Source organism: Maricaulis sp. B-26 (genome assembly GCF_056857855.1).
In genome coordinates, this window is sequence record NZ_JBSXNX010000025.1 from 1 (window position 1) to 15014 (window position 15014).

The 15014-nt window shown below is 62.4% G+C and carries 17 protein-coding genes; 6 read left to right on the forward strand and 11 right to left on the reverse strand.

The window, feature by feature from the left end:
• Positions 1–477 precede the first annotated feature (477 nt).
• Entirely contained in the window at positions 478–897 is a 420-nt protein-coding gene (locus tag AC13HB_RS11385) for a VOC family protein (RefSeq protein ID WP_482949880.1), read from the reverse strand.
• Between the two features lie 118 nt (positions 898–1015).
• Here AC13HB_RS11385 and hslU point away from each other — a divergent pair, with 118 nt between their 5' ends.
• Positions 1016–2323: an ATP-dependent protease ATPase subunit HslU gene (gene hslU, locus AC13HB_RS11390; protein WP_482949881.1), complete on the forward strand. Its 1308-nt coding sequence runs from the start codon at positions 1016–1018 to the stop codon at positions 2321–2323.
• A gap of 27 nt (positions 2324–2350) precedes the next feature.
• On the opposite strand, the gene AC13HB_RS11395 is transcribed toward hslU, so the two are convergent.
• The 3 genes from AC13HB_RS11395 to AC13HB_RS11405 all read right to left on the reverse strand — a co-directional run bounded on the left by AC13HB_RS11395 (position 2351) and on the right by AC13HB_RS11405 (position 4821).
• A complete protein-coding gene (locus tag AC13HB_RS11395; RefSeq protein ID WP_482949882.1) occupies positions 2351–2887 on the reverse strand; it encodes a Smr/MutS family protein in 537 nt (178 codons plus the stop codon).
• A gap of 67 nt (positions 2888–2954) precedes the next feature.
• Positions 2955–4211: a murein transglycosylase A gene (gene mltA, locus AC13HB_RS11400; RefSeq protein WP_482949883.1), complete on the reverse strand. Its 1257-nt coding sequence runs from the start codon at positions 4209–4211 to the stop codon at positions 2955–2957.
• Entirely contained in the window at positions 4195–4821 is a 627-nt protein-coding gene (locus AC13HB_RS11405) for a Tim44/TimA family putative adaptor protein (RefSeq protein WP_482949884.1), read from the reverse strand. Before AC13HB_RS11405 ends, mltA begins: the two co-directional genes overlap by 17 nt.
• A gap of 190 nt (positions 4822–5011) precedes the next feature.
• Here AC13HB_RS11405 and secB point away from each other — a divergent pair, with 190 nt between their 5' ends.
• Positions 5012–5533: a protein-export chaperone SecB gene (gene secB / locus AC13HB_RS11410; RefSeq protein WP_482949885.1), complete on the forward strand. Its 522-nt coding sequence runs from the start codon at positions 5012–5014 to the stop codon at positions 5531–5533.
• Positions 5534–5544: 11 nt separating this feature from the next.
• Here secB and dnaQ read toward each other — a convergent pair whose 3' ends face one another.
• Genes dnaQ through AC13HB_RS11435 form a run of 5 tightly spaced genes read right to left on the reverse strand, consistent with a single transcriptional unit; the run spans position 5545 to position 9154 of the window.
• Positions 5545–6258, reverse strand: a complete 714-nt coding sequence (gene dnaQ, locus AC13HB_RS11415; RefSeq protein ID WP_482949886.1) for a DNA polymerase III subunit epsilon — start codon at positions 6256–6258, stop codon at positions 5545–5547.
• Between the two features lie 16 nt (positions 6259–6274).
• On the reverse strand, positions 6275–6883 hold the full coding sequence (gene coaE, locus AC13HB_RS11420) for a dephospho-CoA kinase (protein ID WP_482949887.1): 609 nt from the start codon (positions 6881–6883) through the stop codon (positions 6275–6277).
• Entirely contained in the window at positions 6880–7728 is an 849-nt protein-coding gene (aroE, locus tag AC13HB_RS11425; RefSeq protein WP_482949888.1) for a shikimate dehydrogenase, read from the reverse strand. The genes coaE and aroE overlap by 4 nt, the downstream gene beginning before the upstream one ends.
• Positions 7725–8315: a Maf family protein gene (locus tag AC13HB_RS11430; RefSeq protein ID WP_482949889.1), complete on the reverse strand. Its 591-nt coding sequence runs from the start codon at positions 8313–8315 to the stop codon at positions 7725–7727. Before AC13HB_RS11430 ends, aroE begins: the two co-directional genes overlap by 4 nt.
• On the reverse strand, positions 8312–9154 hold the full coding sequence (locus AC13HB_RS11435) for a pyruvate, water dikinase regulatory protein (RefSeq protein ID WP_482949890.1): 843 nt from the start codon (positions 9152–9154) through the stop codon (positions 8312–8314). The genes AC13HB_RS11430 and AC13HB_RS11435 overlap by 4 nt, the downstream gene beginning before the upstream one ends.
• 445 nt (positions 9155–9599) lie before the next feature.
• Here AC13HB_RS11435 and hemE point away from each other — a divergent pair, with 445 nt between their 5' ends.
• From hemE to rho, 4 genes are all read left to right on the forward strand, one after another.
• The gene (hemE, locus tag AC13HB_RS11440; RefSeq protein WP_482949891.1) at positions 9600–10637 is read left to right on the forward strand and encodes a uroporphyrinogen decarboxylase; all 1038 of its coding nucleotides are present in this window, start codon (positions 9600–9602) and stop codon (positions 10635–10637) included.
• A gap of 15 nt (positions 10638–10652) precedes the next feature.
• The gene (gene hemH, locus AC13HB_RS11445; RefSeq protein WP_482949892.1) at positions 10653–11687 is read left to right on the forward strand and encodes a ferrochelatase; all 1035 of its coding nucleotides are present in this window, start codon (positions 10653–10655) and stop codon (positions 11685–11687) included.
• A 13-nt stretch (positions 11688–11700) separates the two neighbouring features.
• Positions 11701–12156: a CopD family protein gene (locus AC13HB_RS11450; protein ID WP_482949893.1), complete on the forward strand. Its 456-nt coding sequence runs from the start codon at positions 11701–11703 to the stop codon at positions 12154–12156.
• A 234-nt stretch (positions 12157–12390) separates the two neighbouring features.
• Positions 12391–13695 carry a transcription termination factor Rho gene (rho, locus tag AC13HB_RS11455; protein ID WP_482949894.1) on the forward strand — a complete coding sequence of 435 codons (1305 nt, stop codon included), beginning with the start codon at positions 12391–12393 and terminating at the stop codon, positions 13693–13695.
• On the opposite strand, the gene AC13HB_RS11460 is transcribed toward rho, so the two are convergent.
• Positions 13692–14591, reverse strand: a complete 900-nt coding sequence (locus AC13HB_RS11460) for a glycerophosphodiester phosphodiesterase family protein (protein WP_482949895.1) — start codon at positions 14589–14591, stop codon at positions 13692–13694. The two genes, rho and AC13HB_RS11460, sit on opposite strands and share 4 nt — an antisense overlap.
• A gap of 69 nt (positions 14592–14660) precedes the next feature.
• Positions 14661–15014, reverse strand: a complete 354-nt coding sequence (locus tag AC13HB_RS11465) for a hypothetical protein (protein ID WP_482949896.1) — start codon at positions 15012–15014, stop codon at positions 14661–14663.

Sequence of the window (15014 nt, forward strand, 5' to 3'; positions counted from 1 at the left end):
GGGGGTGTGGGGAGTACGGAGCCTGCCCGTCCCTGCTGACTGACCAAAGCAGGGCCCGGTGGTGGCCATCGGTAAGGAGAGGCAGCAAAAGCGCTGACTGTCTGTCCAGACCGGTTTCGAGAGGGAGCCCGTGAGGGCTCCAGTAAATCTCCGTGTGCAGGATGTCCCTGATGTCACTCACACTTACACATACCCACCGGCATCAGCCGGCATCCTGCACCCCTCATACCGCCAGGCCGCAAGGTCGTGGCGCCAGACGCATTTCGTCCTCCCCCTCCGGGGGAGGTGCCCCGCAGGGGCGGAGGGGGATGGTCCAGGACGAGGCGCCGAACCGCGACCGCGCGCCAGGCGGTCAGCCCGCCCTATCGGAGGCGTCCGCAAAGCGGACTGCCGTGAGATCGAACAGAGTTCCCCCTTCGACCCGATGCTGCGCATCGGCCCACTTCCCCCGCGAGCGGGGGAAGACGAAAGAGACGTCTACCTCGCGAAGATCTGAGCCTCGTCCCGGAAGGTTTTGAATTCCAGCGCATTGCCGGCCGGGTCGCGGACGAAGAAGGTGCCCTGCTCGCCCGGCTGTCCCTCGAAGCGCACATAGGGCTCGATGATGAATTCGGTGCCGGCCGCCTTGAGGCGTTCGGCCAGGGCTTCCCAGTCGGACCAGTCCAGCAGTAGGCCGAAATGGCGGACGGGGACCTGCTTTCCGTCGACCGCACCGGCCTTCACGGCCTGGCACTCCTGCGGCGCTAGATGGGCGACGATCTGGTGCTCATGGAAATCGAAATCGACCCAGTTCTCGGTGGATCGGCCTTCGGCGCAGCCGATCAGATCGCCGTAGAAACGGCGCGCCGCAGCCAGATCGTCGACGGGAAAGGCGAGGTGAAAACGGGGTCGGGCCATGGCGAATGTCTCTGCTCTTCGGGCTGGGACTGAAACAATGACGGGTCCGGGGCTGGTCTTGCCCCCTCACCCTGCTTACATCATGGCCCGTTGCAATCAATCCGGCCCGACAATTCCCATGACAGACTTCTCTCCGCGCGAAACCGTCTCCGAGCTCGACCGCTTCATCGTCGGGCAATCCGACGCCAAGAAGGCGGTCGCCATCGCCCTGCGCAATCGCTGGCGCCGGCGTCAGCTGGACGATGCGCTCGCCGATGAGGTCACGCCGAAAAATATCCTCATGATCGGACCGACCGGCGTCGGCAAGACCGAGATATCGCGCCGCCTGGCCAAGCTGGCGGGCGCGCCCTTCATCAAGATCGAGGCGACGAAATTCACCGAGGTCGGTTATGTCGGCCGCGATGTCGACCAGATCGCCCGCGACCTGGTGGAAGTCGCCATCAATATCGTGCGTGAGAAAAAGCGCGAGGACGTGAAAGCCAAGGCCCACGCCGAAGCCGAGAACCGGGTGCTCGAAGCCCTGGTCGGACCGGGTGCCAGCGAGGCCACGCGGGACAGTTTCCGCAAACGCCTGCGCGCCGGCGAGCTGGACGACAAGGATGTCGAGATCCAGATGGCAGAGACCGGCTCGCCCATGCAGATGCTGGATATTCCCGGCATGCCTTCGGGCGGCGCGGGTGTGATCAATCTCGGCGATATCTTCGGCAAGGGCTTCGGACAAAAGACCAAGACCGTCCGCATGAAGGTGAAGGACGCCTATGAGCCGCTGATCACCGAAGAAGCCGACAAGCTGCTCGACGATGCGCAGATCACGCAGGACGCGATCAAGCTGGCCGAGAATGAGGGCATCGTTTTCCTCGACGAGATCGACAAGATCGCCGCCCGCTCCGATGCGCGCGGCGCCGATGTCAGTCGCGAAGGCGTCCAGCGCGACCTGTTGCCGCTGATCGAAGGCACGACCGTCGCCACCAAGCATGGCGCGGTGAAGACCGACCATATTCTCTTTATCGCTTCGGGTGCCTTCCACGTGGCCAAACCCTCGGACATGCTGCCGGAGCTCCAGGGCCGCCTGCCGATCCGCGTCGAGCTCTCGGCTCTGACCGAAGCGGATTTCAAGCGAATCCTGACCGAGCCGGAAGCCAATCTGATCCGCCAGTACACCGAGCTCATGGCCACGGAAGGCGTCACTCTGACCTTTACGGACGATGCGGTCGACTCACTCGCCAAGCTGGCGGCCGACGTCAATTCGACGGTGGAGAATATCGGCGCCCGCCGCCTGCAGACGGTGATGGAAAAGCTGGTGGAGGAGATTTCCTACACGGCCTCGGACCGCTCCGGCGAAACCGTCACCATCGACGAGGCCTATGTCGCCGAACATGTCGGCGAGCTTGCGAAGAATGCGGATCTGTCGAAGTTCATTCTCTGACCGGGTTTCGGGCCGGCACCCGGCCCGTCAGGTCTTCGGCCTCACCCGCAGCGTCACATAGAACGCCCCGCTCCCGCCATGCCGGGCATGGGCCGCCGCATATCCCGACACCAGCGGCTTGAATTCCGGCATGCCCAGCCATTCGCCCAGCTTGCGGCGCAGCACGCCGGGCTCATCGGGATATTCCCAGGGCTGAGCCTCGCGTTCGCGGGCCTTCAGGCCCTTGCCGGTAATGACCAGAACCGTCCGGTAGCCCGAGGCATGCGCCATCGACAGGAAGTGGCGGAGCGAGGAGAGCGCCTGGTCCTGGGTCAGGCCGTGCAGGTCGATCCGGGCATCGATCTCGACCCGCCCGCGCCGGACGCGTTTCTCGGCGCTGCGATCGTGAGGCGTCGGAATGTGATGATGGTGCGGTGGCTTCACGCCGTGCGGCCTGGAGGGGCGCACGGGTGCGGAAGAGGATTTCAGCTTCGCCTTGCCTGATGCCGGCGGCTCCGTCTCGGCGGGAGATGACGGATCGTCGGCCTCCAGGGCACGTCGGCGGTCCTCTGACAGCGGTGTCACCGAACGGGCAACTTTTCGCCAGAGCGCCTTTTCCTCCGGCCGGATGGTCCGCTTGCCCTTCACCGGATCAGGCCGGCTGGGTATCGGCGAAGAGACGCGCCACCACGGTGTGCGGAAGCAACAGGGTCCATTCCGCCTGGGCCCGCGTCGTCCCGGCGCGGCGCTCGGCCGTTTCGCCCCACCCCCAGAAAAAGTCCCCGCGCAGTGGCCCGTTGATCGCGCCACCGGAATCCTGGGCAATGACCAGACCGTACCAGCCCGCCAGGTCGGGCAGGTCGGCCTCCAGCCAGACCGGCACGCCATGGGCATGCTGCCGGGTATCGATGGCGATCGACGCCATCGGCGTAAGCGCCACGCCGGACGAGCCCCGCGGCCCCAGCGAAGGGTCGGTCAGGCTTTCGCTGGCAAAAAATACGTAGCGCGGATTGACCGAGAAAAGCTCAGCCGTTGCCTCGGGTCCGTTTTCGTTGAGCCAGCGCTCGATACCGGCCTTCGACGCGGCATGCGGCTCAAGCTCGCCACGGCGGATCAGTTCGCGGCCGATGGAATGATAGGGTTGTCCGTTATGGGCCGCAAAGGCAGCGCGCTCCTGGCTGCCATCGGGAAAGACGAGCCGGCCGGAGCCCTGGATCTGCAGGAAGAAGACGTCGATCGGCCGGCCCCAGGCAAAGACCTCGCCCGCATCGGCCGCCTCGATCGCGGCGCGGTCCTTGTAGTGCACGAGCCGCCCGTCCCGCACCTCGCCGACGATACGCCGGCCGGCAAGATCGTCCTCGAACAGGCCGAGATCGACCGTGACGAGATCGTCCGGACGCCGGCGCAGGGGTTGGGTGAAGCCGTCACCCGGGGTTTCCCGCACCTCGACGAAGGGTTCGTAATACCCGGTCAGCAGGCCGCTCACCTGGCTCTCGCCCGTGTCCGGATCGACCGCCAGGGCGCGGACCGGCGAGAAGACAGCCTCGAAGCTGGCTCGCAGCACATCGGGTTCGGCCTGCAGATCGGTCATCGCGGCGGCCGTGCACGCCGCCCGCCATTCACCGACCCGGCCAGCCCAGGCGGCCTGCGGATTGAGGAATTCGTCATCACCGCGGCTGTCGAGCCGGGCACAGCTACGCCGGAAGGCGGCAAGCGCGTCGCGGGGGTCGGCATCGGCCCAGCCTTCCATCGCTGCCCACTCGGTGGGCAGGAAATCCAGCGTATCGGGGACAGAAACCGGCGTCTCCGGTTCAGTCGGAGGCTCTTCCGGAGCCTCGCCGGGCTTCTGGCATCCGGCCAGCGTCAGCCCGGCCCCGAAAACGAGCGCCAGGCTAAGCCGTCGCCACACGGGTCAGGACCCAGTTCGGATTGTCGGTATCGGTGCGGCGCTCGAAGACCCAGTTCTCGCTGACCGTCGCCAGGCGGCCGAAATCACCGGCGGTTACCTTGCCGTCCGCATCCGTCGTCTCGGTCGCGATCTCCGCTATGAAATGGACGGTGACGCGAGCGGTCTCGTCCTCCAGTGCAGCGTCGGCGATTTCAGCCTTCTTGATACGCTCGATTTCGGTGCGCGTCGTCTCGCCGCGAGCCTCGCGCTCGTCGATCGCCTTGGCGTAACGGGCGTAGACCCTGTCTCCAAGAAGGCTGGACAAGGCGTCCTTATTGCCGCTCGCGAACCCGTCGACGATCATCGCATAGGCCTTGCGGGCCCCGTCGAGGAATTGTTCTGGCGCAAATGTGGTGTCGACCCGTGCGATCGCCTCCAGACCGGCCGCGGCGGGCCCTTCAAAAGCCGGACGCAGATGGGCTCCCGGCGCATCGCCGGCCAGCTGTTCCTTGAGATCGCTGGAAGCGGGCGCCTCCATATGGCCCTCGCTGCGTCCCAGCGCGTTGAACAGGCGCACCGCGAAGAAAATCGCGATGGCGCCGAATAGGACTGTGGTGAGAAGTTCGAACATCTCGCTCCGCCATTGAAACGGGATTGTCGCCGTTTGATCTAGATATAGGCCCTATTGGCGGCCACGTCAGCCTCTGCACTGTGGTCCTGCAAGCTTGCCGGGCCGCACCGTGCGTGTTAACGGGCGCGCTTCACAGTTTCGAGCCTTTCCAGGCTGTTTGTTTTAGAGATCACCCATCCCGGGGAAATTCATGACCGACGCACCGTCCACGCCCGCCGATTCCGCGACCCCGCAGCAGCCTGCCCTGCGCGTTCTCGCTCAATACGTCAAAGATCTGTCTTTCGAGAATCCGGGCGCGCCCGACACACTGCGTCCGGGACAGCCGGCTCCGGGCATCGATCTGTCGATCGATGTTCAGGCCCGCACGATGGGCGAGGACACCTATGAAGTGATCCTCACCATCAATGCCAAAGCGGCACGCGATGACGAAAACATCGTCTTCATCGCCGAGCTGACCTATGGCGGTCTGTTCCAGCTGGCCGGCGTCAGCGAGAAGGATCGCGAGCCCTTCCTGCTGATCGAGTGTCCGCGCCTTCTTTTCCCGTATGCCCGCCGCGTCCTCGCTGATGCGACCCGCGACGGCAATTTCCCGCCGCTCATGGTCGACCCGGTCGATTTCGCGAACCTCTACCGCCAGCAGATGGCCAAGCGCGCCGCTGCGGCAACCGGTTCGGAAACCAACGGCAATGGCGATCCCGCCGCAGCCAACTAGGACGACAGGGGTCAGGCCTTTTCGGCTTCGGCCCAGTAGCTTTCAAGCTTCTTCCAGAGCGCGTCTTCGCCCATTTCGTCGATAAAGGCGGCATGGGCGGCGCGCTCTTCGTCCGTCTGGCGTCCGCTCAGAACCTGCGGACGCGGCGGTCGCGCGGGAAACTCGACCTTGCCGCCGACAGTCTCGCCTTGACCAGACAGGTCGAGCTTGTGGGTACGTCCGCCCGTCAGCTCCAGATAGACCTCGGCAAGCAGATAGGCGTCAATCAGCGCCCCGTGCTTGTCCCGTGTCTCGAGGGAAATGTCGAAGCGCTTGCAGAGCGCGTCGAGCGACACGTAGGACCCGGGAAATTTCGCACGGGCGATACGCGCCGTGTCCTTGAACCGGTCTTCCGGATAGATCGGATGACCCAGCCGGGCCATCTCCATATTGATGAAGCCCCGGTCGAAGGGCGCATTGTGGGCGACCATCACGGAATCGCCCACGAAGCTGATGAAGTCGTCGGCGATTTCCTCGAAAAGCGGCTTGTCCGCCAGGAACTCCGTGGTCAGGCCCGTGATTTCGACCACTTCCTTGGGAATGGGGCGCTGCGGATTGACGTAGGCATGGAAGGTCTTGCCCGTCGGGATGCAGTCGATCACCTCGACGCAGCCGAGTTCGGTCACCCGATCGCCCGTATTGGGATCGAGGCCGGTCGTTTCCGTATCGAAGACGATTTCGCGCATTATCTCGCCCCGGACATCAGCTTTCGCTCCGCTGCGCCGAACCCGTCAGCGCTTCGATGATTTTCTCGACCTGTTTGCGAGCATCCTCAAGTCCCCCGGACGTCTCGATCGTGTAATCGGCCCGGGCGATCTTCAGATGATCGTCAAGCTGGCGAGCGATGATCGCATCCAGCTTGTCCTCGGTCATGCCCGGGCGTTTGAGGACGCGCGCGCGGCGTACATCGTGCGGAGCGTGAACCACGATTACGGCATCGACCGCATCATGCCCGCCGGTCTCGAAGAGGAGCGGAATGTCCAGAATGGCGAAGGGCTTTCCGGAGGCTCGGGCCGTTTCGAGGAATCCGTGCCGGGCTTCGGCAACGAGCGGATGGACGATCGCCTCCAGGCGCTCGAACCCGGCCGGATCTTCCTTCAGCGCGGCACTGAGGCGATCGCGATCGATGCCGCCTTCATGCACCACACCCGGAAATGCGGCGCCGACGGCGTCGACCGCCCCGCCTCCCGGCGCATAAAGCGCATGCACGCAGGCATCGGAGTCGAAAACCGGAATCCCCGCTTCCCGGAACAGGTCCGCTGTCGCCGATTTTCCCATGCCGATGGAACCGGTGAGGCCGACGATTTTCATGACCTGCCCCCCAACGCATCCAGCAGAACCGGGCGCACGGGGGGATCGTGTGGCGCGTCGCATCCGAAGAAGGCCGCAAAACTCGGCCGGGCCTGACCGATGAGCATGTCGAGACCGTCAATGGCTTGCAGGCCCGCCTCCTCCGCTCCACGCAGAAAACCGGTGCGAAGCGGGACGTAAACACTGTCGAACGCGATCGCTCCCTTGCGCGCGGCAGACCAATCCAGCTCGAGCTCGGACCCGCCTTTCAGGCCCAGCGAGGTTGCATTGACGACCAGGTCCGCCCGGGCCAACGCCTCGTCGCGGTCCTGCCAGTCGATGATTTCGGCTTCGGGGGCGATTTCGTCCGCGATCGCATCGGCTCGGCTGCGCGTGCGGTTGGACAGCAAGATCGTCGCACAACCGGATGTCAGCAGGGCGTGTACCAGCGCCCGCGCTGCGCCACCCGCGCCCAGGACAAGCGCTATCGCGTTTCCATAGTCGGGTTCGGCGGGCTCGAGGGCGGCCAGAAAACCATCCGCATCCGTGTTGTCGGCGTGGATTTCACCACCTCGGAATGTCAGGAGGTTCGCTGCGCCGATCGCCAGTGCGGCCGGAGTTGCCTTGTCCGCGAGAGCCAGCGCCGCTTCCTTGTGTGGCAATGTCACATTGAGCCCGGATACACTAGGGCTTTTCGCCAAACCGCGAACGAAATCGGAAAAATCGGTCGGGGCGACCGGGAAGGGCAGATAGGCAGCATCGAGGCCGGATGCCGCGATCCAGTGCGACATCATGAGGGGAGACAGCGAGTGGGCGACCGGGTCACCGGTCACGCCCGCCAGCCGCGTCTGGCCCGTAATCCTCATGACGCGATAACGCCGCGCGATCTCAACTCCGCCAGAACCGGCAGGAGAGGCAGACCGAGAATGGCGTAATAATCGCCGTCCACGCGTTCGAAAAGCTGAGCGCCCAGGCCTTCATAGGCATAGGCTCCGACGCTGGCGGTCAGCGCATCACCGGCACGCGCAATATAGTCGTCCAGGAATTCATCGGAAAAATCGCGCACATGGATTGCCGAGCTGGCCCGGTGCGTCCAGACCGTTTCACCGCCCTGAGCCAGAGCCAGTCCGGCGTGCAAGTGGTGAGGACGTCCACGCATTGCCGTAAGGCGTTCGCGAGCAAGATCGGCTCGCGGCAGCTTGTCCAGCAACTGGCCCTCCAGCTCCATGGTCTGGTCGGCGCCGAGGACAAGCGCATCCGGCACCCGACGCGAAACATCGAGGGCTTTTTCCTGCCCCAGGCAAAGCGCCATATCCGAAGGAGACAATTCGCTTCGTTCGGCCTTGATCGCGGCCTCGTCCACATCCGGCCGGATTACATCGAAGGGAACGCCGGCGCCTTCCAGAACGAGGCGCCGGATCTGACTGCCAGAGGCCAGGACAAATCGGGTCATTGGTCAGTATTACGCTTTTCGTTCAGCAGGTTGATAATCTTGGCGGCCGTCTCCTCGATCGAACGCCGCGTCACGTCGATGGTCGGCCATTTATGTTTGGCATAAAGCCGCTTGGCGTAGACGATTTCCTCACGTACCGCAAAATCGTCGATATAGTCGGTGTCCCGCTCTTCATGCAGACTGAGAAGGCGATTTCGCCGGATCTGGACGATCCGCTCCGGCGATGCGGTCAGACCGACTACCAGAGGCTTTTTCAGATTGAAGATCGCCTCCGGCAGGGGCACATCCTTGACCAGCGGGATATTCGCGGCCCTGAAACCGCGATGGGCGAGATAGATGCTGGTCGGTGTCTTGGATGTCCGGCTGACGCCAAGCAGTACAATATCGGCGCCTTCGAAGTCCTCGCCCTGGCCGTCATCATGCGTCATGGCGTAATTCATCGCGTCGATGCGGTGATAATATTCTGCGTCGAGGGAACGCTGAGCACCGGCCCGGCTCGCCGCCGGTCGCCCGAGATAGGAACTGAGCGTGGCCAACATGGGATCGAGAATGGCGATCGCGGGTACGCCAAGTTCAGCACAGCGTGTTTCGAGCTCGCGCCGCAGTTCCGTATTGACGATCGTGTACATGACGACGCCGGGATAGGCGGCAACCTCGTCAAGAACGCGGTCGAGCTGGCGGGACGAGCGCACCAGGGCATAAAGGTGTTCGAGCGGGCTGGTTCCCTCGAACTGGGCGACAGAGGCCCGCATGACTTCCATCAGGGTCTCGCCGGTCGAATCCGACACCATGTGGATATGAAAGCAGGTGCCGAAGGGCGATTGAGCTGACTGGGTCATGGATCCACTGGTCCCGATGCGCGTTTAGGAATTGTTAACAAGTTGGGCGAGTTTTCCCTAGGCTCGCATCCGGTTGCTTTTCCGTGTGGGTATTACCGGGTGTTACTCCGTGGAACTACCCACACTGTCCACACCCTGACAGCCTGTTGAAAACTGCGTGGGCAAGAATTTCAGCATGTCGCTTGACCAAAGGCTTTTCAACGTTGAATTCACATCGGGAATTCCCGGTAATTTGCTGATTCAAATTTGCTAACTGAATTTCTGCCGGGTCGTTCAAATCTCGGTTGTTGAGACCTTTCCTGAGGACAGAAAAAACCGGAAAAGGCTGATAAGCGGAGTCACTCACAGCTTCCACGGCACAACAAACATCCATCAATTCAATTATCCTGATTAGGAATGAAAAGGACACGTTGAATGATCGAGCGTAGACGCCTAATCAGACGTCATGACACGAAACGCTCAGAAACCGCTTCTCGCGGTGCTCGCCGGTGAGGCGCGCACACCGCCTCCCGTCTGGCTGATGCGCCAGGCTGGCCGTTATCTTTCCGAGTATCGGGAGGTCCGAGCCAGGGCGAAGAATTTCATCGATTTCTGCTTCTCTCCGGATCTGGCCGCAGAAGTGACACTTCAGCCGATCCGGCGGTTCGGCTTCGATGCAGCGATCATGTTCGCAGACATTCTGCTCATCCCGATCGCTCTGGGGCGGAAGGTCTGGTTCGTTGCAGGCGAAGGGCCCAGACTGGAACCCTTCGACCCGGTGAACTTCGAACAGCTCGAGCGGGGCAAAGTGGATGAGATTCTCTCCCCGATCGGAGAAACCCTTCGTCTCGTAAAGCCCGAACTTCCCGATGAAACGACGCTGATCGGGTTTGCTGGTTCGCCCTGGACCGTTGCGACCTACATGATCGAAGGCGGCGGGTCGAAAGACCGGTTCTCGGCGCGTGTCGCGGCCTGGCAGAACCCCGAAGCCTTCGACGGGATGATGGACCGCATCGCCGATGCGACCGCGGAATATCTCGTCATGCAAGCCAATGCTGGGGCGGAAGTTCTCAAGCTTTTCGACAGCTGGGCGGAAGGGCTTCCCGAGCCTCTGTTCGAGCGCGTGATCATCCGCCCGACGCGACGGATCGTCGATGCGGTACGCGCTGCGGGCGTTACCGTACCGATCATCGGTTTTCCGCGCGGAGCCGGCACCCTGTATCCGCGCTATGCGCGCGAAACCGGGATTACGGCGATCGCGCTCGATACATCGGTCGATCCGGACTGGGCCCAATCCGTGCTTCCCGAAGGCATGCCGGTCCAGGGGCATCTCGATCCGGCCGCACTCCGTGCGGGCGGCGCAGCGCTCGACGGCGAAGTGGATCGCCTGCTGGATAGTTGGTCGGGCCGGCCCCATATCTTCAATCTCGGTCACGGCATCACGCCGGATGTACCGGTCGCTCACGTGGAGCAATTACTGGCGCGGATCCGAAACGGACGCTGATACGGGGAAGGCCTGGTGGCGAAAGACAGCCGGAAGATCGCAATTGTCCTGTTCAATCTGGGCGGACCTGACGGTCCTTCCGCTGTCAGACCCTTTTTGAGAAATCTGTTTCGGGACCCGGCGATTATCCAGGCTCCGGGCCTGATACGCGAGGGACTGGCGCTGATGATCTCGACGCTGAGAGCCAAGTCCGCGCGCGAGAACTACGCCAAGATGGGCGGCGGATCGCCGCTCCTGCCGGAAACGCTCAAACAGGCGGACGCCTTGTCGGCGGCGCTCGGCGGCCTTCTGCCGGAGGACGAAATCCGGATCTGGCCAGCCATGCGCTATTGGCATCCCTTCACCGAGGACGTCGCCGAGGAGGTAAAAGCCTGGGGACCCGACGAGACCCTGCTGCTTCCGCTCTATCCGCAGTTTTCCACGACGACGACGGGCTCGTCGCTGAAAGCTTGGCGTGATGCCGATGGTCCCGAGACGCGAACGATCTGCTGTTATCCGACCGAAGCGGCCTTTGTGGACAGCCATGCCGCGCTGATCCGGAAGACCTGGGAAAAAGCTGGCCGCCCTGAGAATATGCGTCTGCTTTTTTCGGCTCACGGCCTTCCCAAGAAGATCGTCGAGGCGGGCGATCCCTATCAATGGCAGGTTGAACAGACTGCAGCGGCGGTCGCCAAGCAGCTGCCTGAACTGCCGGACTGGCAGATTTGCTATCAGAGCCGGGTCGGGCCGCTCGAATGGATAGGCCCGTCTACGGAAGCCGCCATCGAGCAGGCCGCTGTGGACGGGCGTAATATCCTGCTCACGCCGATCGCCTTCGTATCGGAGCACATCGAGACCCTGGTGGAGCTGGATGAGGAATATGCGGAGCTGGCCGAGGAAAATGGCGTGGACACCTATGTGCGGGTGCCGGCTCTGGGCGAAGATCCCATTTTCATTGAATCTCTAGCCGGGATCGTGAAGTCTGCGCTCGCCCGGGAGGCGGGCGTCGCTCCGGATTGCGGCGCGCGTATATGTCCGGTCGAACGTACCGCCTGTCCTTGTCGTACCTGAAAGCCCTGTCCCGATGATCCTTGCCGCCTATGACTGGCTTCGTGCCCTTCACATCCTGTCCGTGATCGCCTGGATGGCGGGTCTTCTCTATCTGCCGCGGCTCTATGTCTATCACTGCGGCGCCGAGCCGGGCGGGGAACTGGACCGGACGCTGAAGCTGCAGGAACGGCGTTTGCTAAAAATCATCATGAATCCGGCCATGATCGCGGCCTGGATTTTCGGCCTGCTCCTGGTCTGGTCCAATGCGGAACGCGCCGGCGGCTGGTCGATCTTCCTGAATTGGGCCTGGATCGCGAAATTTGTACTGATTTCGGCCATGACGGGTATCCATCATGTCTATGCGGCGCGCTTCAAGCGGTTCGAGACAGATACCAATGACTGGCCGGACCGCCGTTACCGGATCTACAATGAAATCCCCTTTGCGCTGGCCATCCTCATCGTGTTGATCGCGACCGTCGCCCTGAAATAGCCCGGCATGACTGGGTGAACGGGCGGAGACGCTTGACGGGCCGGATCGGTCATGGCAAGCCTTTGATGACTCCTGTACGGATCCCTTCCTTTCGAGACGCTGGACGCGTGGACCGCCGCTGCGCCCGTCTATTCCTCTTTCTTCGGGTTGTAGCTTCAAAGCGGCACCCGGCTTGCTAGACCGAGCTTGTTCCCGTCCGGAATCCGGCTCACTTGTCTGAATGATTGACCCAACATGACCGACGAAAACAAAACGCCTGCTCTGCTTGAAGGCCTCCAGCGCATGACGCTGCAGGATCTCAAGGAGAAAAAACCGACCGAACTCCTCGAATTCGCCGAAGCGCTCGAGATCGAGAATGCCTCTTCACTGCGCAAGCAGGGCATGATGTTCGCCATCCTCAAGGCCCTGGCGGAGCAGGATGTTGAAATTCACGGCGGTGGCGTTCTCGAAGTTCTTCAGGACGGGTTCGGTTTCCTGCGCTCGCCGGAATCCAATTACCTGGCGGGTCCGGACGATATCTATGTTTCGCCCACTCAGATCCGGAAATTCGGTTTGCGGACGGGCGATACGGTCGAAGGCGAAATCCGCAGCCCGCGCGATGGCGAACGCTATTTCGCACTGCTGAAAGTCTCGACGATCAATTTCCAGGAACCGGAAGCCGCGCGCCACAAGGTTCATTTCGACAATCTGACACCGCTCTATCCCGAGAGCCGTTTCGTGATGGAGTCGATCGATCCGACGGTGAAGGACCGGTCCGGCCGGGTAATCGACATCGTGGCCCCGCTCGGCAAGGGCCAGCGCGGTCTGATCGTCGCACCGCCGCGCACGGGTAAGACCGTTCTCCTGCAGAACATCGCGCATGCGATCGAAAGCAATCACCCGGATTGTTATCTGATGGTTCTGCTGATCGATGAACGCCCGGAAGAAGTCACCGACATGCAGCGTACGGTGAAGGGCGAGGTGATTTCCTCGACCTTCGATGAACCGGCGACGCGTCACGTCCAGGTTGCCGAGATGGTGATCGAGAAGGCCAAGCGCCTTGTCGAGCACGGTCGCGACGTGGTCATCCTGCTGGACTCGATCACGCGTCTCGGTCGTGCCTACAACACCGTGGTACCGAGTTCGGGCAAGGTGCTGACCGGTGGTGTCGATGCGAACGCACTGCAACGTCCCAAGCGCTTCTTCGGTGCGGCGCGGAATATCGAGCATGGCGGCTCGCTGACCATCATCGCCACGGCCCTGATCGATACGGGCAGCCGTATGGACGAGGTCATCTTCGAAGAGTTCAAGGGCACGGGTAACTCGGAAATCGTGCTCGACCGGAAGGTCGCCGACAAGCGCGTCTTCCCGGCGATCGATATCCTCAAATCGGGGACCCGGAAGGAAGAACTTCTGGTCGACCGCGCCCAGCTCCAGAAAATGTATGTCCTGCGTCGCATCCTGAACCCGATGGGCGCCCAGGACGCAATCGAGTTCCTGCTCGACAAACTGCGTCAGACCAAGACGAATGACGAGTTCTTCGACTCGATGAATACCTAGTCGCGGCAGGCGGCGATATGAGCGTTGAGGGCTTCCGGACCGCCCAGCGCTCGTGAGGCCGTTTCGACCAGATCGACCGACAGGATTTCGATATCCGCATCATCGGCCTCGCCATAAATGGCGGGGCCGTTGTGTTCCAGGCGGAACAATCCGGCCGATGTCGGCAGGTCTAGCGCCTCGAGACGATCGTCGGCTGCCGGATCGACCGGCTGCGTACCCAACCAGACATAAACGGCTTCCAGATTGACGCCGGCAGCGGCCAGGGCGTCGATCTCATCCGGGACAGACAGCAGGATGCCGGGATCCTCGGCATGAATGGCGGCAGCCTGTTCCACCGTATAGGCGATAACCACGCTGTGATCGCGAAGGCCGAGACGGTGTATGTCGCTGACTATGCGTGCGGGCGTGACCGATTTCAGATCGAGATGGAGCGTTAGACCGGTCTGCCGGGCCAGGGCGGCGGCCTGATCGAGGCTTGGAATGGTGTCGGGGGTTGTTCGTCCGTCCGGATCGAGAAGGCGAAGCTCTCTGAGATCGGTCCAGGTCAGCGAGGCTATAGGTCCGGTACCGGTCGTGGTGCGTTCGAGCGTGTCGTCATGAAGCAGGAAAAGCGTTCCGTCTGCGGCTTCGCGGATATCGACTTCCGCGTAAAGAAAGCCGAGACCGGACAGTCGCCCGAGGCCCGAGAGTGAGTTTTCCGCATATCCGGGCGCTGGCCCGCCGCGATGAGCGGCGAGCATGGACACATCGTTTTCCCGAAAGCAGGCAAGTTCCTCCACAGCGCCAGACAGGTCGATTGCCGTCGCTGCTTCAAAGGCGGGGGAACAGGCGGTTATGGCCAGCACACTCGCGAGAAGCGTGAAATTCGAGATGTTTGAACGGAAAGATAGGATCATGGCGATGTTGTCCGGGATCAGCTCGGCTGGTGTCTAACAGGGTTCGATAACGTTCCGGCGACGTCATCGTCACCCGGCGGCGTCTGGTTCCGTACAGATCCGGTCCGGCATGAGGAAAATGGTGCGGCTCTTCGGGTCGGAAAGGCGGTCGCTGGAGTAAAAGGCTTTCAGGGCATCCCTGTCCGGTGTTTGCCCGTCAGCGATCAGGGACAGGAAGGCCAGGGTTTTCGTGAGCGACAGTTTTTCAGGAACGTCGGCTTTTCGGGTGATGGCAGCGAGCCCCTGCATGTAAAGATGGACGGCTTGGAGAAACTCGTATCGGTCCAGCAGCATGCGGGCGATGTCGATATGGGCCGCATGATCGAAGCTGGCGGCTTCGGTGCGGCCCTGCAGGAAGGCGTCGAGGCCAGGCATCTGTGTCAT